At 72.4% G+C, this 20,269-nt stretch carries 23 protein-coding genes; 11 read left to right on the plus strand and 12 right to left on the minus strand.

Annotated elements, in window-relative coordinates:
- Positions 1–207: 207 nt before the first annotated feature.
- Positions 208–1,179 carry a hypothetical protein gene (locus OG799_RS10595; RefSeq protein ID WP_406044851.1) on the minus strand — a complete coding sequence of 324 codons (972 nt, stop codon included), beginning with the start codon at positions 1,177–1,179 and terminating at the stop codon, positions 208–210.
- 85 nt (positions 1,180–1,264) lie between these two features.
- Between OG799_RS10595 and OG799_RS10600 the strand changes: the two genes are divergently transcribed.
- Positions 1,265–1,774, plus strand: coding sequence for a pyridoxamine 5'-phosphate oxidase family protein (locus OG799_RS10600; protein WP_406044852.1), 510 nt, complete (start codon positions 1,265–1,267; stop codon positions 1,772–1,774).
- A 31-nt stretch (positions 1,775–1,805) separates the two neighbouring features.
- Here the strand turns inward: OG799_RS10600 and OG799_RS10605 are convergent, their stop codons facing one another.
- The 6 genes from OG799_RS10605 to OG799_RS10630 form a co-directional block, all read right to left on the minus strand.
- Positions 1,806–2,342, minus strand: coding sequence for a GNAT family N-acetyltransferase (locus OG799_RS10605; RefSeq protein ID WP_406044853.1), 537 nt, complete (start codon positions 2,340–2,342; stop codon positions 1,806–1,808).
- A 151-nt stretch (positions 2,343–2,493) separates the two neighbouring features.
- Positions 2,494–2,976 (minus strand): hypothetical protein, encoded by a 483-nt coding sequence (locus OG799_RS10610; RefSeq protein WP_406044854.1) that lies wholly within the window; start codon positions 2,974–2,976, stop codon positions 2,494–2,496.
- Between the two features lie 60 nt (positions 2,977–3,036).
- Entirely contained in the window at positions 3,037–3,699 is a 663-nt protein-coding gene (locus tag OG799_RS10615) for an AMP-binding enzyme (protein ID WP_406044855.1), read from the minus strand.
- Positions 3,700–3,864: 165 nt separating this feature from the next.
- A complete protein-coding gene (locus OG799_RS10620) occupies positions 3,865–5,289 on the minus strand; it encodes a recombinase family protein (RefSeq protein ID WP_406044856.1) in 1,425 nt (474 codons plus the stop codon).
- A complete protein-coding gene (locus OG799_RS10625) occupies positions 5,202–6,029 on the minus strand; it encodes an AMP-binding protein (RefSeq protein WP_406044857.1) in 828 nt (275 codons plus the stop codon). The genes OG799_RS10620 and OG799_RS10625 overlap by 88 nt, the downstream gene beginning before the upstream one ends.
- Positions 6,026–7,717, minus strand: coding sequence for an AMP-binding protein (locus OG799_RS10630; RefSeq protein ID WP_406044858.1), 1,692 nt, complete (start codon positions 7,715–7,717; stop codon positions 6,026–6,028). The genes OG799_RS10625 and OG799_RS10630 overlap by 4 nt, the downstream gene beginning before the upstream one ends.
- Before the next feature lie 147 nt (positions 7,718–7,864).
- Here OG799_RS10630 and OG799_RS10635 point away from each other — a divergent pair, with 147 nt between their 5' ends.
- The 3 genes from OG799_RS10635 (at position 7,865) to OG799_RS10645 (ending at position 10,312) form a co-directional block, all read left to right on the plus strand.
- Entirely contained in the window at positions 7,865–8,755 is an 891-nt protein-coding gene (locus tag OG799_RS10635; RefSeq protein ID WP_406044859.1) for a LuxR C-terminal-related transcriptional regulator, read from the plus strand.
- Between the two features lie 181 nt (positions 8,756–8,936).
- Positions 8,937–9,446 (plus strand): SigE family RNA polymerase sigma factor, encoded by a 510-nt coding sequence (locus OG799_RS10640; RefSeq protein ID WP_406044860.1) that lies wholly within the window; start codon positions 8,937–8,939, stop codon positions 9,444–9,446.
- 2 nt (positions 9,447–9,448) lie between these two features.
- Positions 9,449–10,312: a hypothetical protein gene (locus OG799_RS10645; RefSeq protein ID WP_406044861.1), complete on the plus strand. Its 864-nt coding sequence runs from the start codon at positions 9,449–9,451 to the stop codon at positions 10,310–10,312.
- Positions 10,313–10,369: 57 nt separating this feature from the next.
- Here OG799_RS10645 and OG799_RS10650 read toward each other — a convergent pair whose 3' ends face one another.
- Entirely contained in the window at positions 10,370–10,828 is a 459-nt protein-coding gene (locus OG799_RS10650; protein ID WP_406044862.1) for a DUF6069 family protein, read from the minus strand.
- 176 nt (positions 10,829–11,004) lie between these two features.
- Between OG799_RS10650 and OG799_RS10655 the strand changes: the two genes are divergently transcribed.
- Genes OG799_RS10655 through OG799_RS10665 form a run of 3 tightly spaced genes read left to right on the plus strand, consistent with a single transcriptional unit; the run spans position 11,005 to position 13,288 of the window.
- Positions 11,005–12,108, plus strand: a complete 1,104-nt coding sequence (locus OG799_RS10655; RefSeq protein ID WP_406044863.1) for a sensor histidine kinase — start codon at positions 11,005–11,007, stop codon at positions 12,106–12,108.
- Positions 12,105–12,776, plus strand: coding sequence for a response regulator (locus tag OG799_RS10660; RefSeq protein WP_406044864.1), 672 nt, complete (start codon positions 12,105–12,107; stop codon positions 12,774–12,776). The genes OG799_RS10655 and OG799_RS10660 overlap by 4 nt, the downstream gene beginning before the upstream one ends.
- Before the next feature lie 38 nt (positions 12,777–12,814).
- Positions 12,815–13,288: a hypothetical protein gene (locus OG799_RS10665; protein ID WP_406044865.1), complete on the plus strand. Its 474-nt coding sequence runs from the start codon at positions 12,815–12,817 to the stop codon at positions 13,286–13,288.
- Between the two features lie 152 nt (positions 13,289–13,440).
- Here OG799_RS10665 and OG799_RS10670 read toward each other — a convergent pair whose 3' ends face one another.
- Positions 13,441–14,322, minus strand: coding sequence for a helix-turn-helix transcriptional regulator (locus OG799_RS10670; RefSeq protein ID WP_406044866.1), 882 nt, complete (start codon positions 14,320–14,322; stop codon positions 13,441–13,443).
- A gap of 188 nt (positions 14,323–14,510) precedes the next feature.
- Here OG799_RS10670 and OG799_RS10675 point away from each other — a divergent pair, with 188 nt between their 5' ends.
- Together OG799_RS10675 and OG799_RS10680 are read left to right on the plus strand one after the other, a co-directional pair.
- Positions 14,511–15,962, plus strand: coding sequence for an MFS transporter (locus OG799_RS10675; protein ID WP_406044867.1), 1,452 nt, complete (start codon positions 14,511–14,513; stop codon positions 15,960–15,962).
- 131 nt (positions 15,963–16,093) lie between these two features.
- Complete coding sequence (locus OG799_RS10680) at positions 16,094–16,525, plus strand: hypothetical protein (RefSeq protein WP_406044868.1); 432 nt, start codon at positions 16,094–16,096, stop codon at positions 16,523–16,525.
- 263 nt (positions 16,526–16,788) lie between these two features.
- Here OG799_RS10680 and OG799_RS10685 read toward each other — a convergent pair whose 3' ends face one another.
- Together OG799_RS10685 and OG799_RS10690 are read right to left on the minus strand one after the other, a co-directional pair.
- Positions 16,789–17,316: an NAD(P)H-dependent oxidoreductase gene (locus tag OG799_RS10685; RefSeq protein WP_406044869.1), complete on the minus strand. Its 528-nt coding sequence runs from the start codon at positions 17,314–17,316 to the stop codon at positions 16,789–16,791.
- Positions 17,317–17,353: 37 nt separating this feature from the next.
- Complete coding sequence (locus OG799_RS10690; RefSeq protein ID WP_406044870.1) at positions 17,354–17,938, minus strand: TetR/AcrR family transcriptional regulator; 585 nt, start codon at positions 17,936–17,938, stop codon at positions 17,354–17,356.
- A 173-nt stretch (positions 17,939–18,111) separates the two neighbouring features.
- On the opposite strand from OG799_RS10690, the gene OG799_RS10695 reads away from it, so the two are divergent.
- Together OG799_RS10695 and OG799_RS10700 are read left to right on the plus strand one after the other, a co-directional pair.
- Positions 18,112–18,660: an NADPH-dependent F420 reductase gene (locus OG799_RS10695; protein ID WP_406044871.1), complete on the plus strand. Its 549-nt coding sequence runs from the start codon at positions 18,112–18,114 to the stop codon at positions 18,658–18,660.
- Positions 18,661–18,744: 84 nt separating this feature from the next.
- The gene (locus OG799_RS10700; RefSeq protein ID WP_406044872.1) at positions 18,745–19,377 is read left to right on the plus strand and encodes an SDR family NAD(P)-dependent oxidoreductase; all 633 of its coding nucleotides are present in this window, start codon (positions 18,745–18,747) and stop codon (positions 19,375–19,377) included.
- Positions 19,378–19,474: 97 nt separating this feature from the next.
- Here the strand turns inward: OG799_RS10700 and OG799_RS10705 are convergent, their stop codons facing one another.
- Complete coding sequence (locus tag OG799_RS10705; RefSeq protein ID WP_406044873.1) at positions 19,475–20,212, minus strand: ankyrin repeat domain-containing protein; 738 nt, start codon at positions 20,210–20,212, stop codon at positions 19,475–19,477.
- Between the last annotated feature and the right edge of the window lie 57 nt (positions 20,213–20,269).

Below are 20,269 nucleotides of genomic sequence, written 5' to 3' on the forward strand. Positions count from 1 at the left end.
AGGCAACCGAACCGTAGGTTCGGTTGTGGGACGGAGGCGGTGGTGAGGCGGAGGGACCGTCTCCTCGACGTGGCGGCGGACCTGTTTGCCCAGGGGGGAACTTGCGGGAAGGTCGATGGCGCAGAGAGCGACGGCTGGCGTCGCGGGAGGTGCACGAGGCTGCCCCTGGACACTTGCCGGGCAGCCTCGAACGCCGTCAGCCGGGCATCACCGCCGGCCGTCGTTGATCCAGTCCGGGGCGAGCTGGGACACCAGCCGGTCCCAGGCGGTCCGACCACCCGGCAGCAGCCAGGCCCGGTTGGTCCCTTCGCTGCGGGCGATGTGGCCGAGCGACGCGGCGAACCGCCGGGACACGGCCGGGACGGACACATCGCCCCAGGTGCGGTGGAGGTGCCCCATCCGGTGCGCGTACTCGTCGACCTCCCGCCGCTGCCAGGCCTCGCCCAGCCGGGCGTCGACGGCCGGCGAGAGCACCAGCACCCCGGGCACAGTCCCCTCGGCCAGCGCCGCGGCGATCCGGTCGTGTCCGTCGAGCACCAGCAGGGTGTTCAGCCCGCTCACCCACCACAGCAGCGCCGGCGGCAGCATCCCGTCGCGGGCCTGCTTGCGGAACGCGCGCACCCGTCCGTCGTCGGCGGGCGACAACGGACGCAGCGGCAGCACGTCCCGCTGGTCCTCGACCGGGTCCCCGTAACCGAACCAGGTGATGTGGCCCCGGTCCGGGTCGACGTCCCGCAGCCGCCACCAGTGGCCGACGACGCCCCAGCTCGGCATGCCGTGGGCGAGGACCCACGACCCACGGTGCAGCGGCCCCTCCCCGGTGTCGTGGAGCCACCCGGTGAACGCGTGGGACCACCGCGCCGCCCAGGCGTCGTCGTCCGTGCTGGCCTCGCGGACCCGGCGGGCGTGAGCTGCGGTGATCGGCGGCAGCGGCGACCGGTACCGGCCGGTGCGGAGGTAGTGCACGCCGAAGTGGCCGGCCCGGGGCCGGGCCAGCAGGACAACCCGGTCGCCCTGGCGGATCAGCATCCTGCGCCCGCCGGCGACCTCGACGCGCAGCCCGGGGCGGTCCGGCGCCGCGACGTCCAGGGTGAGGCCGTCCCACCGGCCGCCGAGCGCGGACGGCAGCGGCGACCGTGCCGCCTCCCGTCCGGCGGGCACGTGGCGGTCGATGTCCATCCCGCCAGGATTCCCGCCGGCCGCCCCGGCCGCAGCCGATTGTCGCCGCCCGCGACGACGCCGGGTGGGGATGAGAAGATCACCCATGCCCGTCACCAACCCCTGGCTCGCCGGCCCCTCCCCCACCGCCCGACTCGACCGGGACCGTCTGGAAGAGCGCATCCTCAACCTGCTCTCCTCGCAGAACATGTGCGTGCTCGCCACCACCGGCCCGGACGGGCCACTCGCCACCCCGGTGCGCTACCACCACCTCGATTTCACGCTGATGTTCACCGCGGTCGGCTCCTCGCCGAAGATGCGCAACATCGCCGCCGACCCGCGGGTCTCCATCGGCGTCTTCGCGCCGCTGGTCGGGCAGGCCAGCAGCCGGGGCGCGCAGGTGTTCGGACGAGCCCGGGTGCTCACCGCGGGCGACCCGGACTTCGACCACCACTGGCCGGCGTACCGGTGGCAGTCCGACCACGTGGAGCGGTCCCGGTCGCTAGACGAGCCGCCGGCCGGACCGCTGGTGGTGGTCGCCGCGGAGCGCATCGTCTACACCGAGCACTGGCTGCGCCGCGAGGGTTATGCGCCCCGCCAGTTCTGGCGGGCATGACCCACTCCTCAGGCCGGGACCAACGACAGCGTCAGCGCGGGTCGGGACGGCGAAGGCCCCACAGCGTCTGCCGGCGCAGCGGACCCTCCTCCTCCGGGTCGTCGAAGTCCTCGCCCGGGTCGGTGGTCATGCCGAGGCGACGCATGACCGCCTGGGAGCGGCGGTTCGTCGGGGTCGTGACGGCCAGGATCTCCGCCAGACCGAGGACGTCGAAGCCGTACTCCAACACGGCGTGGGCGGCCTCGGTTGCGTAGCCGTGGCCCCAGGCGGAACGGGCCAGCCGCCACCCGATCTCCACCCCGGTGAACGGCACCCCGTCGTCCACGTCGTCCAGGCCGGTGAAGCCGATGAACTCGCCGGTGTCGCGCACCTCGACCGCCCAGAAGCCGTAGCCCTTACGGTCGAGGTCCTGCTGGAAACCGCGCACCGACGCGGTGGACTGCTCGAGGTCAAGCACCGGGCCCAGGTGCTCGCGGACCAGCGGGTCCGCGTTCATCGCGGCCCACGGTGCCAGGTCGGACTCCCGCCAATCCCGCAGGACCAGCCGCTTGCTGTTGATCTCCGTCACGGTGCGCAAGATATCCCAGCGCACCAGCCACCGTTGCCCCTCAGCAGAGCGTGACGGCCATCCGGTCACCAGCGGCCCGCACCAGACCACACCCCTCCACCGGAGCCTGACCGGTGAAGATCAGCGCCCGCTGGCGGCCCACCGGGACGACTCAGTGCGCCTGCCACCACGGCGCGCCGTCATGCTCGTACGCCAACTCCGCCACGTCGATGTCCTCGCCCAGCAGACGCCGCCCGACGATCCGCTGACCCGGTGCCACCAGGGCGTCCGGGGCCGCGAGCCGTTCGAGGGTCGCGGGTCCCTGCGGGAAGATCATCGCGTGTTCGGACGCGAACAGGTAACACGGCGTAGGGTCTGCCGGGTCCTGCGGCGACTGCACCTCCAACCCGTCCGGCCAGCAGAGGGTGAACGGCCCTACCTCCAGCCGCCAGTCCCCGGTCACCGGGCCCTCGTCGACGTCCACCACGTCGCGCACCGACGCCGCGCCCGGCCCGATCACCGCCCGGCGCTCGCCTTGCCGGGAGCCGACGGTCACCTCCACGAGGGACGGACCGGCGGCCCGCGCGAACCGGTACGGCCAGTGCGGCACCAGCCGCAGCCCGTGCCCGGCGAGCCGGACGAACACGTGACCCACGTCGGCCTCCCCCCGTGGGACGGCCGCACCTGGGGCCACCCAACCGGGAAGCGTAGAGCGTCAGCCCTCGCCCACCGCGCCCAGGCCCTCGCGGCGAAGCTCCACCTTGCGGACCTTGCCGCTGACGGTCATCGGGAAGGCGTCCAGCACCCGCACGTACCGGGGGATCTTGTAGTGGGCCAGCCGGTCCCGGCAGAACTCCGCCACCTCCTCGACGCTCAGGGTGTCGTGCCCGTCACGCAGGATCACGCAGGCCAGGACCTCCTCGCCGTAGCGCTCGTCGGGGACGCCGACGACCTGCACGTCGGCGATCTTCGGGTGCCGGTAGAGGAACTCCTCGATCTCGCGCGGGTAGACGTTCTGGCCACCCCGGATGATCATTTCCTTGATCCGACCGACGATGGTGAGATAGCCCTCCTCGCGCATCACGGCCAGGTCGCCGGTGTGCATCCAGCGGGCCGGGTCGATCGCCTCGGTGGTCTTCTCCGGCTCCTGCCAGTAGCCGAGCATCACCGAGTAGCGGCGGGTGCACAACTCCCCCGGCTCGCCCCGCGGCACGGTCACCCCGGTCGCCGGGTCGACCACCTTCACCTCGACGTGCGGCAGCACCCGACCCACCGGCCGTCCGTCATCAACGGGGACGTGCTCACCGTGGCCCGCCAGGAAGGCCAAGGGCGAGAGCGTGAGCGCCATCGCCAAGGTCGTGGGCGTCTCCCGTGCCACGGTTGTACCGGCACCTTGAAGAGAGCGCCTGAGACGGGCGCACAGCGACACAGGCAGGCCTTCGGCTCAGCGCCGGGGGCCGCTGTCATACATGGGTGTCTGCGGCCTCTTGCAGAGCCGTCGAGTCCGACCGCCGAGGGGCCGCCGGGCCCTTTGCCTGCTCAGCTACTCCTCGCCATCCCCTGCAAGGTGATGCCAGTCGAGCGAGACGTGATCCTCTGGCGTCATGTTCCGTGCGTGTTTCCCGTTCGCTGGCCTCAGAGTCACGATCGTGCAGAACGCCACCCATGAACGCTTCACAGGCAAGCGAGTGTGGGCCCATCCTTCGATGAGTCCAGCGATGCCGGAAACGGGGTCGAGGGGAGGTAGACCGGTGACCCCGGACAGCTTGGACTCGACTTCTTCGAGCTTGACCCGCAGGGCTTCGCTTCCAGCCGTCATCTGAGAGAGGCTGATGGCCCCCTCGGCGTAGGCCAAGGCGAGACCGTCGAGGCGTTCACGCAAACTCTTCATCTCGGCTTGCAGGTGTGCCGTGTCGGCATCGCCACCTTCTGCGTGCATGGCAAGGACGGTGGGCAGGAAGTCGGGCCACACCATGCGGGCGAGAGTCGCCTTCTCCGCTCTCTCGTCGGCGATGTCCCGAGGCGTACGCGTGTGGGTCTGACGGCATCCGTAGACCTTCGTCCCCCGGTACCCCCTGCCGCTCACGGTCTCCCCACACACGCCACATACTGCGATGCCAGCCAGGAGCGTCGTCGCCGTCCTGCCGGTCCTCGGACCTCCGCTGAACCTGTCGGGGCTCGACAGGATGGACACCACCGCGTAGTGGGTCGCGTCATCGAGGATGGCCGGCCACTCAGCATCGCCCATGACCTCGCCTCGGTAGGTTCGCTGGCCGATGTACCTCGGGGAGGTGAGTACCTTCTTCACCCCTCGCAGGGTCCACGCTTTCGCTCCGGCCGCGATCGAGCGAGGCGACAGGAGACCGGCCTCGGTCCACTTCCGGGCGACAGACGACAGGGACCCACCGGCAAGGATCATCGAGGCACCTTCGCGGATGGCCTCAGCCTCGGCCGGAACGAACGCCACGTGATCCTCGCCATACCCGAAGGGGCGGATGCCTGCCGTGTAGGGCTTGCCCGCCTTCGCCGCTTGCAGGTTCGCGAGAGCCTGGCGCTCCGCCTTCTGCTCGCCTTCGTATGTCGCCCACGCCGTGACCGTACGGGCGACGGCTCGACCAGCGGGAGTCGACAGATCAAGGTGTCCAGCGCGCACCGCGTGCACGTTCACGCTGAGCGCGATCACTCGTTCAAGGTCCTTCGTCACCCTCACGAGCCGGTCCGTGTGCCAGCACACGACCGTTTCCGGCTGGCTGGCCAGCAGTGCCTCGAAGCCTGGCCGGACCTTCCCCTTCGTGGCGCTGACGTCGTTGTCCGAGAACACCTCCCCCACCTCGAAGCCGAGGCGTGCGCAGAGCTCCCGGCACTTCTCCTCTTGCCGCGCTACGCCGAGCTCTTCGCCCGTGAGGTCCTTGGAAATGCGGACGTAGATGCTGGCCCGCACAGGGCCGCCCCCCTTGGGTCTCGCCATGGCGGCGATGTTACCTGCAAGCTGTACCGCTCAAGGCAGTGGTAGAACGGCACCGGCAGGCAGACCCGGTCCGACTCGGTGTAGCGCACCAGCTCACCGACGAAGAAGCCGTTGTTGAGGATGTTGTGGTGCGACAGCGTCGCGCCCTTCGGGAACCCGGTGGTGCCCGAGGTGTACTGGATGTTGATCGGGTCGTCGCAGCTCAGCTCCGCCGCCCGCTCGACCAGCCGCGCCGCCGGCACCGCCACCGCGCCACCGACCAGGTCGTCCCAGCTCGACTCCCCGAGGTAGACGACCCGCCGCAGCCCCGGGCAGGCGTGCCGGACCTGCTCCACCATCCCCCGGTAGTCGCTGGTCCGGTAGCCCGGCGACGACACCAGCACGCTCACCCCGGACTGGTTCAGCACGTACTCCAGCTCGTGCCGACGGTAGGCCGGGTTGATGTTCACCATGATCGCGCCGATGGCCGCGGTGGCGTACTGGACCAGCACCCACTCCGGGCAGTTCGGCGCCCAGATGCCGACCCGGTCACCCTTGGCCACACCCGCCGCGAGCAGGCCGCGGGCCAGCGCGTCCACCGCGCGGCCGAATTCGTCGTACGTCCACCGCCGGCCGCTCGGGCAGTCGACCAGGGCCACCCGATCCGGGTACGCCTCGACGGCGCGGGCCAGGTTCGCCCCGATGGTGTCACCGAGCAGCGGGGTGTCGGAGATCCCGCTGGCGTACGAGGGCAGGCTCACCGGAAGTCCTCCTCGCGGTGCTCGCCGGCCGGGCGGGCCTGCGCGTCGGCGTGCTTGTCCCGCTCGGCGGCACGCAGCTCGGTCCGGCGGATCTTGCCGGAGATGGTCTTCGGCAGCTCGGCGAACTCCAACCGCCGCACCCGCAGGTACGGCGCCAACCGCTCCCGCGAATGCGCGAAGAGCGCCGCCGCGGTCTCTGCCGTCGGCGCCCAACCCGGGGCGAGCACCACGTACGCCTTCGGCACGGCCAGCCGCACCGGGTCCGGCGACGGCACCACCGCCGCCTCCGCCACCGCTTCGTGTTCCAGCAGCACGCTCTCCAGCTCGAACGGCGAGATCCGGTAGTCCGACGCCTTGAACACGTCGTCGGTGCGCCCCACGTAGGTGAGCCAGCCGTCGGCGTCCCGGGAGGCGATGTCCCCGGTGTGGTACCAACCGTCCCGCATCGCGGTGCCGGTCAGCTCGTCGTCGCCCTGGTAGCCGACCATCAGCGCGGTCGGCCGGTGCGTCAGGTCAAGGCACACCTCGCCGTCGTCGCCCGGCCGGCCGGTCAGCGGGTCGACCAGGGTCACCACGTAGCCGGGCAGCGGACGCCCCATCGAGCCGGGCTTCACCGGCGCCCCAGGCGGGTTGCCGATCTGCGCGGTGGTCTCGGTCTGCCCGTACCCGTCCCGGACGGTCACCCCCCAGGCCGTCTCGACCTGCTCGATCACCTCCGGGTTCAACGGTTCCCCCGCGCCGACCACCGACCGAGGTGGGGTGCGCAGCTGGGTCAGGTCGGCCTGGATCAGCATCCGCCACACCGTCGGCGGGGCGCAGAAACTGGTCACCCCGCACCGGTCCATCGCCGCCATCAGCCCCGCCGGGTCGAACCGGGAGTAGTTGTAGACGAAGACCGTCGCGCCGGCGTTCCACGGTGCGAAGACGTTGCTCCAGGCGTGCTTCGCCCAGCCCGGCGAGGAGATGTTCAGGTGCACGTCGCCGGGGCGCAGCCCGATCCAGTACATGGTGGACAGGTGCCCCACCGGGTACGAGGAGTGGGTGTGCTCGACCAGCTTGGGCCGGGCGGTGGTGCCGGAGGTGAAGTAGAGCAGCAGCGGGTCGTCGGCCTTCGTCACCCCGTCGGGGGTGAACGCGTCGTGCTCGCCGTACGCGTCGGCGTAGGCGTGCCAACCGTCGACGGGGGCGCCGACCGCGATCCGGGTGTAGTCGCCGGGCACCTCGGCGAACTTGCCGGTGTGCTTCGCGCCGACCACCACGTGCCGGGCCGCGCCCCGCTCGACGCGGTCGGCCAGGTCGGCGGGGCCGAGCAGCGGTGTGGCCGGGATGATCACGGCGCGCAGCTTGATCGCCGCGAGGATCGTCTCCCAGAGTTCCAACTGGTTGCCCAGCATCAGGATCAGCCGATCCCCGGCCCGCACCCCCCGGGCCCGCAGCCAGTTCGCCACCCGGTTGGAGCGGCGGGACAGCTCCTCGTACGACCAGCGCCCCTCTCCCCCGTCGGCCTCGACGATCCACAGCGCCGGGGCGTCGTTGCCCTCGGCGAGCACGTCGAACCAGTCCAGTGCCCAGTTGAACTCGTCCAGGCGCGGCCAGCGGAACTTCTCGTACGCGGTGTCGTAGTCCTCGCGGTGCGCGAGCAGAAGGTCGCGCGCCTCCCGGAAGGCGTCGGTGCCGGCGGTGGGCATGGTGGGGTGTCCTTCCTGTCGCCAGGCGCGCGGCGGTGGGGGACGGTGCCGCGCGCAGTACCCTGATCCTCGATCGGGTGACCTGCGTCTCACCACCCCCGGACGGGGGTGGCCGTGGGGTGCCGGACCGCCGGGGAGGTGAGGAAGGTGGAGCCGCTGTACCCGCACGACGACGGCGACCAGGTCCGCCGCGCCCTGCTGCACCTGCTGCGCGGCACCGGCCTGCCGGTGGCGTTCGGCGGCCTGGTCCAGCCCGGCGGGCAGGCCCGGATGACCATCACCGAGCTGGCCGGCACCACCACCGGGGCGCTGCGCGGGCTGGCCATCCAGGCCGGAGCCGGCCTCGGCGGCAAGGCCCTCGCGCTGGGACTGCCGGTACGGGTCGACGACTACCCGGTGGCCCGTTCGATCAGCCACGAGTACGACGGCCCGGTCGCCGCCGAAGGGCTGCACTCCGTCGTCGCCGTCCCGGTCGTGGTACGCCGACAGGTACGCGCGGTGCTGTACGGGGCGGTCCGCCAGCGGCTGCTCCTCGGCGACCGCCTCGTGGCCGCCGCCGTCGACGCCGGCCGCGAACTGGAACGCCGGTTGAGCGACCGGGACGCCGCCCGGGACGCCCTGACGACCCTGCGGACGGCCGCCCCCGGGACCGCGGCCGGCGGCCATTCCCCCACCCCGGCCGCCGTCGGCCCGGACTGGGAGGAGGTCCGGCAGGCCCACGCCGAGCTGCGCGGACTGCTGCATCGGATCGACGACCCGGCGCTGCGGGACCGGCTCGACGCGGTGGCCGACCGGCTCGCCGGCGCAGCCACCGCGCCCGGCGGCGCCCCGCCCGGCCCGGCGAGCCCGCTCTCCCCCCGGGAGACCGACGTGCTGGCCCGCGTGGCGCTGGGCTGCACCAACGCCAACGTGGCCGACCAGCTCGGGCTGCGGCCGGAGACGGTGAAGAGCTACCTGCGCTCGGCGATGCGCAAGCTCGGCGCGCACACCCGCCTGGAGGTCGTGGTGGCCGCCCGCCGCGCCGGCCTCCTCCCCTAGTCGCGCAGCCGATGGGCCGGCCGTGGCGACCAAGAGCGGCCGCCGTGGTGCGCGTCACCGCGCCTACGGCATCCTAGGAGGCTGGTTTGCGGCCTGACTGGCGGCCGGCACCGCCGCATCCGGCGACCACCGACCCGGACGCCGCGTGCAACCCCGGACGCCGTTGCGGCGTACAGAACGTGTGATCTGGAGACAAGACTCCACCTGGGAGTCCGACTACGCCGCCTACTTCGCGGCGCGGGCCGCCGCGCTGCGGCGACTCGCCTACGGGCTGTGCGGCGACTGGCATCTCGCCGAGGACCTGGCGCAGGCGACGTTCCTGCAGCTGTACCGACACTGGCGCCGGCTGGAACCCGGAACCATCGACGCGTACGCCCGCCGCGCCGTGGTCAACGCCTTCCTGTCCAACCGGCGGTCCCGCCGCCGGGAACGCCTGGTGGCCGAGCCACCCGAGGTCCGGGTGACCGGCGACGAGGCGCATGTGGCCACCGCGCTGCGGGTGCGGGCCGCGCTCGACGCCCTGCCGCCCCGCCAACGCGCGCTGGTCGTGCTGCGCCACCTGGAGGACGTGTCGGTGGCGGAGGCGGCCGAGCTGCTCGGCGTCTCCCAGGGCACGGTGAAGAGTCAGACGGCCCGAGGGCTGGACAAGCTGCGCGCGGCGCTCGCCGAGCCGGCACTGCGAGGGGAGTGACCATGCAGGAGCAGGACCTGACCGCGGCGATCCGGGAGCACGTCTCGACCGGTGAGCCCCCGATGTCGCTCACCTCGGTGGCGCTGCTGGCCCGTGGACGCCGGGAGCGGCGCCGCCGCACCGCCGTGGGGGTCAGCGCGGGGGCGCTCGCCGCCGTCGCCGTCGCCGGCGTGCTCACCGTGACCGGCAACGCGCCGGCCACCGCCCCCGGGGCGCCGGCCGACCTCGGCGCGGTCTGCCCGGAGCTGCGCGGAGCAGCGACCGGGCCGGCCCGGTCGCTGCCGCCGGCCACCGCCCATCCCGTCGTGGAGGCCACGGTGCTGGACCGTCTGGACTGCGCGCTGGCCCGAGCGGTCACCCGGCTGATGCCCGACGCGAGGTTCGCCCCCGCCTTCCACGCGAAGGCGCTGCGCTTCGAGACCGAGGGGGCGGCGCGGCAGCCGCAGTACGTGGCCAGCGCCGAGGTCTACTCCCCCGCCGGTCGCGGCAACCTGGACGTGCTGATCTTCGCGCAGGTCCAGCCGCCCGCCACCGCCGCCGAACTCGTCGCCCTCGGACAGCGGGAGGTGCGCCGGGTCGGCCCACACGGCGAGGTGATGATCGTCGGCGACCGCCTCGGCCCCGTCGACGAGCCCGGGTCGCAGGTCCGGCAGAGCTCCGTGTACCTCTACACCGGCCGCACGGTGGTCGCCGTCCGGACGAGCAACGAGGGCGCGGCGAGCGGCGGACAGGACCCGTCGGGCCGACCGTCCAGCAAGGGCGACGGCCCGGTCCACGAGGCCGTGGTGGTGGCGCCGGTCCCACCGCTGACCGTGGACCAGCTCGCCGACATCGCCGCGGACCCGGACCTCGCGATCTACGGGTGAGCAGGCCGGCGGCACCCCGGGCGGCGGTCGTCCGGGGTGCCGGCGGGCGCGGCGGTGTCACCGGCGAGCAGCGGCCTCCGGCGTCACCGGGGCGGTGGCGGTGCGACGCAGCGCCGGGATGACCAGTGCGGCGGCGAGGTGCATCAGGGCCAGGGTGAGCTTCGCCGCGGCGCCCACTCCCCCGCCCAGCGGTGCCAGCATCGACACCAGCAGCACGGCGACGGCCACCCCGGTCCAGACCGGCCTGGCCCGCCGGGTGAACCGCTCCAGCACGGCGAGCAGCGCCCAAGCGGCCAGCCCCGCCAGCAGGGCGGAGACCGCCACGGCGCCCGGGCCGACCGGCTGTTCGGTGGCGCCGTTGCGGACGGCCAGGTCCACCCCGGCGAGGGGGACGGCGACCACCCAGACGGCGAGGGCCGCGGCCGCGGCGCCGAGGACCGCCAGGGCACGAGCGCGTCGCCGCGTCGGCCGTACGACGCCGGCGGTGTGCGGTTGTCCGGTGATGACGGTGTCCATGACGTACCTCCACAGTGGTTGCGCGAACGACTTCTGACGGCACGGTAGGCGCGGCAGGGCGGCCCACGGATCGCGCCGCGGACCGGTTCCCGGGTACGTCCGGCGGACCAGGCGGGCCGGGATCTCCGTCTCGCGACCGATGAGGCCGGGCCGGATGGACGCCTAACATCCGGGTCATGTGCCGCTGGTCGAAATCCACCGTGCTCCTGCTGATCGACGGCGGGATCGCCGCCGTGCTGCTCGCCGTCGCCGTGCCGTTCGTGGCCGCCTCCGACCAGGGCCCGGCGACCCCCGGCGGGACGGCCGTCGCCGTCGGGCTGGCCGTCCTCCAGGCCAGCTGCCTGCTCTGGATCCGGCGGCATCCGACGTACGCCCTCGCGGTGGCCGCGCTGGCCGGTGTCGGGCTGGAGGCGCTCTGCCCGCAGCTGGGCTGGCTGGGACTGGTCGCGGCCCCGCTGTCGTACGTCGCCCGGCTCCGCCCGCCCCGGGTCTCCCTGATCGCGCTGGGGCTGCTGGTCGCGCCCACGCCGTGGAAGCTGGTCACCGGCGGCTGGCGGGACCTGCTCTTCGCGGTCATCGGGCTCGGCCTCGGCTGGACGGTCGGTGAGCTGCAACGCGGCCAGGCCGAGCGGCGCGGCGCCCGGCGGCGGCAGCTGATCGCCCGGGAACGGGAACGGATCTCCCGGGAGCTGCACGACGTGGTGGCCCACCACGTCGCCGTGATCGCGGTACAGGCCGCCGCCGCCGAGGACGTCTTCGACCAGCGCCCCGACCAGGCCCGGGCCGCGCTCGGCTCGATCCAGGTGGCCGCCCGGTCGGCGCTGACCGAGCTGCGGGCGATGCTGCACGCTCTGGCCACCGACGCCGGCCCTGACCCGGACGGGCCGCAACCAGGGCTGGCGCAGCTCGACGCCCTCGCCGACGCCGTGCGGGCGGTCGGCCTCCAGGTGACCATGCACCGGGACGGCGTCGCCGACGCGTTGCCCGGCGGGGTGGAGCTGTCGGCGTACCGGATCGTGCAGGAGTCGCTGACCAATGCCCTGAAGCACGGCCACGCCACCCGGGCCGAGGTCAGCCTCCGCTACGACGACGGCGTGCTGCGACTGGAGGTGGTCAACGACGGTGTCGCGCCCGGCCGGCGGCCGGGCGTCGGCGAGGGCAACGGCATCCTCGGCATGCGGGAGCGGGCCCGGCTGCTGGGCGGCACGCTCGACGCGGGCCCGTTGCCCGCGGGCGGGTTCCGGGTGCAGGCCCGGCTCCCCGTGCAGGTGTCCCGATGACGATCCGGGTGGTGGTCGCGGACGACCAGGACCTGATCCGCGCCGGGCTGCGGATGATCATCGACGCCCGGCCGGACCTGACCGTCGTCGGCGAGGCGGCCGACGGGACGGAGGCGGTCGCGGTGGCGAACCGGACCCGCCCGGACGTGGTGCTGATGGACGTGCGGATGCCCCGGCAGGACGGCATCGCCGCCACCCGCGAGCTGGTGGCCGCCGGCAACCCCGCCCGCGTCATCATGCTCACCACCTTCGACCTGGACGAGCCGGTCTACGCGGCGCTGCGCGCCGGGGCCAGCGCCTTCCTGCTCAAGGACACCCGTCCGGCGGAGCTCGCCGAGGCGGTGCGGGTGGTGGCGCGCGGCGAGGCGCTGCTCGCACCCAGCGTGACCCGGCGGTTGCTGGACCGGTTCGCCGACCGGCTCCCCGGTCCGGCGGCCTCCTCATCCCGGGAGCTGGCCACGCTCACCGCCCGGGAGGTGGAGGTGCTCACGCTGACCGCGCGGGCGCTGTCCAACGCGGAGATCGCGGAGCGGCTGTACCTGAGCACCGCCACGGTGAAGACCCACGTCTCGGCCATCCTCACCAAGCTCGGCCTGCGCGACCGGGTCCAGGCAGTCGTCTTCGCCTACGAGGTGGGGTTGGTCCGCCCCGAGCCGCCGGCCCGGTGACCGGCACACCGTTCGACCACCACGAGAACGGGGCTGACATGACCACGATGACGCTGCGCCGGACCGCCCGCCGGTTCTGGACGCTCAGCACCGGAGCGGATATCCCACAGGGGACCCTGCGGACCGGCCGGGGGCTGGTCCACGCCGAGGCGACGACGGCCGAGGGGACCTGGTCGGTGCGGTCCCACGGCCCCCGTCGGAGGCGGGTGACCGCCGGACCGCCCGGGACCACCGCGCTGGAACTCGACCCGCCGCTGGCCCGGCGGGATCTCCTGGGCCGGTGGGAGACCACGCGCGGATTCCGGCACTACCGGGCCCTGCTGACCTGCGACACCGGCCGGATCGCGGCGCGGGCCTCGGCGCTGCGGGGCGGGGCCGTCGAGGTGGAGGTAACCGGCGACCACTCCGACCTGGTGGTGCTCACCGTGTGCTTCGCGCTGCTGAGCCGACGGCGCCGGGACCAGATGACTGCCCTGTGGGTCGCCGCCATCACCTCACACGGGCCACGCTGACCGCACCCATTAGCCGCATCGTCCGGACCGGCGACGATAGCGGTGGCCGGAGCTGCTGACCGGCCTCAGGATCCTGCTGGAGACGGGTGCGCCGCTGTCGGCGCCCAAGCGATCTGACCGCGGACCCAGCACGGGGTTCAACACCCCCCGTCCTACAACGCAACGGCGCCCTCCGTCCCGACACCTGCCTGAAGCAGCCGCAAGGCGGCCCCGGTGGGTGATCCCGGCACGGCGGTGTACGTCATCAGTCGGTGTCCGGCGCCGTCCGGGAGGTGCAGGGCCTCGAAGTCCAGTTCGAGTTCGCCCACCTCTGGATGCCGCAGGTGCTTCCGGCCGGACACGCAGTTCTGCACGGGATGCTTCGACCAGAGGGCGGCGAACGCGGTGCTCTTCATCGACAGCTCCCCAATCAGCGCGGCGAGGTCCCGGTCGTCGGCGTGCCGGCCGGCCACCAACCGCAACGAGGCGACGGCTCGGGCCGCCTCCTCGTCCCACCGGGGGTAGAGGTCATGGGTGTGCGGGTCGAGGAAGAGCATCCGGGTCAGGTTGGGCCGGTCCTGCGGGCGGTCCGGCGCGTCACGGTCGAGGTGGCCCGCGAGGAGCAGGTGTCCCATCCGGTTCCAGGCGAGGACCTCGTTTCGTCGACCGAGCACCAACGTCGGTACGTCGGTCATCGCGGTGATCAGCTGTCGGATGCCCCGACTCGCGGTATCCGGGCGGCTGGGGCGCCGCCGTTTGCCGGGCCGGGGGCGGGCGAGGTCGTAGAGGTGGGCCCGTTCGTCGTCGGTCAACCGCAGGGCGCGCGCGATCGCCTCGATCACCGACTCCGACGCGTTGGTGCTCTGCCCCTGCTCCAGCCGGGTGTAGTAGGTGGGGCTCACGCCGGCCAACTGGGCCAGCTCCTCACGGCGTAGGCCGGGGACCCGCCGGGCGCCGTAAGAAACGACACCGACGTCCTCCGGAGTGACCTGGGCGCGTCGGCTGCGCAGGAAGTCGCCGAGTTCACCGGTGCTCGGCAGGTGCTCACCGTCCATCACCCCATGGTGCCCGGTGCCGGGCCCCGCTGCCTGTCCCTGTCCGTGCCAGGCAGCCGGAGACCAGGCAGGCCAGGGCGCTGGTTGGGCGTGCCGGTGCGGTCGAGGGTGGTGTCGACATCGCGGATACCACGAGCGGCCGTGCCGCTCGGACCTGCGGCCATGCTCAGGAAAGGACCACACCCTCGATGACGCGCCTGGACCAGCCCGACCCGGCCATCGCGCCGGCGACCCACGAAATGAGCCGACGGGACCGTCTCGCCCTCGCCGTGCTGCTGACCGCCAGCTTCACCCTCGCGGTGGACTTCTCCATCCTCAACGTCGCGCTGCCGGTGATCGGGGGCGATGTCGGGCTCTCCCTGGAGAACCTGCAGTGGATCGCAACCTCCTTCGCCCTCTGCGCGGCGGGCTTCACTCTGCTCTTCGGGCGGATCGCCGACCTGTTCGGCCGGCGACGGCTCTTCCTCGCCGGCGTCGCGCTGCTCGGCGCCTCGTCCCTAGTCGGAGGCTCCGCCACCAATCCAGAGATGTTGATCGTCGCCCGGGTGGCGCAGGGTCTGGCCACCGCCGCGGTCACCCCGGCCGCGCTGTCGCTGCTGACCACGTCGTTTCCCGAGGGACCGGCCCGTGAGCGGGCCCTTGGCCTCAACGGCGCGCTGATGGCCGCCGGGTTCACTACCGGGGCGATTCTCGGTGGGCTGCTGACCGACCTGCTGACCTGGCGGTTAGCGTTCTTCATCAACGTCGCGGTCGCGGTCGCGGTGCTCGCGGTCGCCCCATTCGTCGTGGCCGAGAGCCGGCCCGCGCGGCGTCCCCGCCTCGACCTGCTCGGGTCAGTCACAGTCACTGGCGGGCTGCTCGCGATCGTATACGGGCTGACCACCGCCGGGGAGCAGGGCTGGGGCGACCCGCTGGCCCTGGCGACGCTGGGCGCGGGAGCCGTACTGCTTGTCGTGTTCTGGATCGTGGAGCGGCACGTCACCGCGCCGCTGGTGCCCGCGGCTATCCTGCGCCGGCCGACCGTCCGGTGGGGCAACGCCGCCGGACTGCTCGCCTTCGCTACCGAAACCTCCCTGGTCTTCCTACTCACCCTCTACCTGCAGAAAGTGCTCGGCTACCCGCCGCTGATCGCCGGTGCGTCCTTCGCCGTCCTCGGCATCGGCACGGTGCTCGGCGGGCTGGTCGGACCCAGGATCATCACCAGGTGGGGCGACAGGCGGACTCTCGTTGCCGGGTTCGGCGTGCAGGCCGCCGCCACCCTTTCCCTACTACTCCTCGGCCCGGCGCACGCCTGGGTGGTCCTGCTGCTGGCCGCCACCTTCGTCGGCGGCGTGGCCAACCTGGTGGCGATCGTCGGGTTCATGGTCACCGCCACCTCCGGTCTGCCCGACGACGAGCAAGGGCTGGCCACCGGCATCGCGACCCTGAGCCAGCAGGTCGGCATCACGATGGGCATCCCGGTCATGTCCGCCGTAGTCGCCGCCACGGTCAACTCCCTCGGTGGCGAGAGCGCCGACACCGTCCTCACCGGCGTCACCACCGCCATCGTCGTGAACGCCAGCGGGTGCCTGGTCGGCGCCTTGGTCGCCGCGCTCCTCCTGCCGCGTCCGCGGGTGCGGCCCGTCACATCGACGGCCTGACACGCGGGCCGGGCGTCAGCGGTCGGGCCTCGACGGGTCCCCCGCTGGCGCCCCGCGGATCCCGGTGACCCCGCCGTGTCGATCCGGCCAGCGGCGCCGAGCACGCTGGCCACGCCGGTGGCGCAGGCGTTGTGTTCACCACCGGGGTGCGGCTGCTGCTGGACCCGGACGCCAACATGACCGTGCTACTGACCCGCTACCCGCTGACCACCGCCGTACGCCGTCTCGGCGGGCGTCGCGGCGCACCGCTGGTACGGCGCTCGGCACGCTGGCTGGCCGCTACCGGCCTGGCAACCACGATGGGCCTGATCGTCTACGTCTTCTTCATGATGGCCACGGCGGCGAACATCGCCGGACCCGTGCTGATCGGGCGCCCGATACCTTGGCTCGTCCTGCAGGTCCTCGCCGCCGCCACCATCATCGCCACCGCCGCGACCGCGCTGTCGTGGCTACGCCACCATCGCGACCTCACCCACGCCCACCGGGCCCGACTCGTCCTGCTCATCGCCGCCGGCCTGCTGTTCCTACCCTGGGCGGTTTACTGGGGACTTCTCATCCCGTGATGGCCGCGAACAACGCCGGCTACCCGTGGGACGCGGTGATCCAGAAGACCAGCGACGAGCAGTGGGCCGCTGCCCGCCCGAAGCGGACTACATCACCGGTGAGATGCTCGTGTGCGCCGGCGGCTACACCTTCTGAAAGGGTCAGTCTCCGACGCGGTCAGCCCCGGCGGGGCAGGCGGTCTCGACCAGTACCCGCGACACCCTTCGCCGCGGCGGGCCAGGTCAGCCGCCCAGGCGCCTGGCCTGTGCTCGGCAGCCGTGGATCAGAACTGCTCGCGGGCCAGGTGCTCTCGATAGTTCTTGGTGGCGAGGCTGAGGTCCTCATCGGAGAGGTATCCAGCGCCGTGGACGACCAGCGGCTCAGCGAAGCGCATGCCGCAGAGGTTCGCGGTGGCATGCAGCGGCAGGAGCAGCTCGGCCATCGTGTACCGGTTGTGCCCTTCGGGCTGGTAGGAAGCGGCGGGTCCACCGGTGGTGGTGGCGACCTGCAGGGTCTTGCCGCGCAGCGCCGTGCCACCGCCGTAGGCGAACCCGCGCTGCAGGACGCTGTCGAGCCAGTGCTTGAGCAACGCCGGTGTGGCGTACCAGTAGGTCGGATACTGCAGCACGATCCGGTCATGCGCCAGCAGCAACTGCTGCTCGTGGATCACGTCGATGGCGAAGCCGGGATACGCGGCGTACAGGTCGTGGACGGTAACGCCATCAGCCTCGCGGGCACCCGCAGCCAGCGCGGCGTTGATGCGGGAGGCGCCGAGATCGGGGTGGGCGAGGATGAGCAGGGTGCCGGGCATTGCGTTCGTCTCCGGGGGTCAAGGGATGGACAGGCGGTCAGGCGGCCGGGCAGGCGATGTCGACGAGCGCCTGCGCAGCGGCCTTCGCGGCGGCCGGGGCGGCCGGATCGACGTCGAGCACGCCCGAGGCGAGCCCGCCGTCGAGCAGCAGGGTGAGTTGGCGGGCCAGCAGTTCAGGGTCGGCGGCGCCGGCGCGGCGGGCCAGGTCGGTAACAAACGCGCGAACGACCTGCTTGTGCTCGACGGTGCGGGTGTGCACGTCGGTGCCCGTCTCGGATTCGGCGGCGGTGTTGATGAACGCGCAGCCGTGGTAGCCCTCGCGGCGGCAACCCGAGCTCAGCGCGTCGAACATGCCCACCATCTGCGTACGGGGGTCGTCGCCGGCGGCGCGGGCGGCGGCGCGCAGCTGCCCGAACCATGCCTGATCAACTTTGTCCAGGTACGCCAGGACCAGGTCATCCTTGCGCGGGAAGTGCTTGTACAGCGTGGCCTTGGCGACGCCCGACTCGGCGATGACGGTGTCGACGCCGACCCCTCGGGGGCCGTACGCGTAGAACAGCCGGAACGCGGAATCGAGGATGCGCTCGCGGGCCGGTTGCCGCTGCGTGACCTGCTCGTTCATCGGGCCGCACCTCCTCGCTTGGATGACCAGGGACTCGCGGTCGAGGATACAGACAGGTCCGTATGGCGGTTCTATGACGCTCGTCATGTCATTCAGCCCTGAGCAGTTTGACTAGACAGACTTGTCTGTTAGCTTGTTGCGCCGCGACCACGGCCCGCACCCAGCCCGACGGCATGGGCAACCCGGCGTTCTCCGCCTGGGCCGCCGCACACCCCGCGGTGACGGTGGCTACCTTCGCCCAGGCCGCGGCCGAGTCTGACCTGATCGTCAACGCCACCTCAGGAAGCGTGTCGATCGAGGCGCTGCGCCTGGCCGGAGCCGAGAACCTCGCCGGCAAGGTGCTCGTGGACATCGCGAACCCGCTGGACTTCTCCCAGGGCATGCCGCCCACCCTGTTCGTGAAGGACACCGACTCCCTCGGCGAGCAGATCCAGCGCGAGTTCCCCGACGCCAAGGTCGTCAAGGCGCTCAACACGATGAATGCCTTCCTGATGGTCGACCCGCACCAGCTCGCTGGCGGCGACCACAGCACGTTCATCTCCGGCAACGACGAGGACGCCAAGAAGATCGCCACCAGCCTGCTGGAGGGCTTCGGCCACACCGACGTCATCGACCTCGGCGACATCTCCACCGCCCGCGGCACCGAGATGCTGCTGCCGGTCTGGCTGCGGCTGTGGAACGCCCTGGGCACCCCGATGTTCAACTTCAAGATCGTCCGCTGACGACGTCCGCCCCGCATCCCGCCCCGAGACGGAATCGCGATGACTGAGAACCCCTCCGGCGTGATGGCCGGTAAGACGGTCCTGGTGACCGGCGGCACCGGCGGCATCGGCAAGGCGACGGCGATCGGCCTGTCCACACTCGGCGCCCGCGTGGCAATCACCGGCCGAGACGAGGCTCGCGCGCGGGCCGCCGCCGGCATCGCCCGTGAAACGGGCAACTCCGCGGTGGACGTGTTCGCCGCGGACATGTCCTCGCAGGCCGAGGTTCGCAGGCTGGCCGGCGAGCTGCTCGCCGCCTATCCTCGGCTGGACGTGCTGGTCAACCACGTCGGTGGGTTCTGGGCCCACCGGCATCTGACCGCAGACGGCCTGGAACACACATTCGCGCTCAACCACCTCGCGCCGTTCCTGCTGACGAACCTGCTGCTGGACCGGCTGAAGCAGAGCACACCCGCGCGCGTCGTCACGGTGTCCTCCGGCGCACAGGCCATGGGGAAGATCGACTTTGACGATCTGATGGGCGAGCAGAAGTACTCCGGTCAGCGGGCCTACAACCAGTCCAAGCTCGCCAAGTTCGTGTTCACCTACGAACTGGCCCGGCGCCTGGACGGCACCGGCGTCACCGCCACGGTGCTCCATCCCGGCGTGGTACGCACCGCATTCGGCGCCGAGGACTCGACGGCGATGATGGGCGCGCTGACCTTCGATCGAGGCTGATCACAGTCCACTGGAGCATCGGCCGGGACCGATGCGCGGGCTACGAACGGACCAGACAGCACACGCGATCATCGCCGGACACGTCTTTAGCCGTTGGTCACGAGGGCCGGGGGTCGCGCGGAGTCCCCGGTCGGTCCGTCACGCGGTCAGCCGACGTCCGACGCCAGCCATTCGACGAGTTCCCGGTTCCCGCTGGCGCGCGCGGCATCGAGCGCCGTCCCGCCGGACCACGACGCCACCCACCTGGGCGGACCCCGCGCTCGACCAGGAACCTCGCAGTGGCGAGCTGACCGCCTCGGCAGGCGTTCCAGAGCGGCCCGTCCAGGTCGGTCGCGTCCTCGGTAAGGCGTGCGACGACGGGCAGCAGGCCGAGTGCCGCGGCATGCCAGAGCTCGGTCCGGCCGCCCCGGTCGACCAGCCGGCGCGCCGCGTGCCACTGTCCGTAGCCGACGGCGCTGGACAGCGGCGGGCCGCCGTCGATGGACGAGCCGAGGGCCTCGAGGTCGGCGCCGGCGTCGAGCAGCGCGTCGATCAGGAGGACGTCGTCGTTGCTGGCCGCCCAGTGCAGCGGCCGTTCGGTGTGCCACATCCCGCCGGCCTGGGCCTCCGGGTCGGCACCCGCGCCGACGAGCACCCGCACGGTCTCCGCAGCGCGCGGCCGGTGGCCGGGAGCGTCGGCCAGCAGGTGCAGCGGCGACCGTACGCCCCCGTTGCGATCCACCACCGATGCGGTAGCCAGCTCCGGGTGACGCCGTAGCAGCCGGGTCAGCCGCTCGACCTCGCCGCCGACGACGACGGCGGTGAGCTCGACGGCAAGCCGGTCATCATCGTGCACGGTTCGATCCTCCCCCGCACCGACCCGGTCCGGACGCCACCAGCGCGGCGTGCCGGC

The organism is Micromonospora sp. NBC_00898, assembly GCF_045207895.1.
In the GTDB taxonomy this organism is placed as follows: Bacteria; Actinomycetota; Actinomycetes; order Mycobacteriales; family Micromonosporaceae; genus Micromonospora.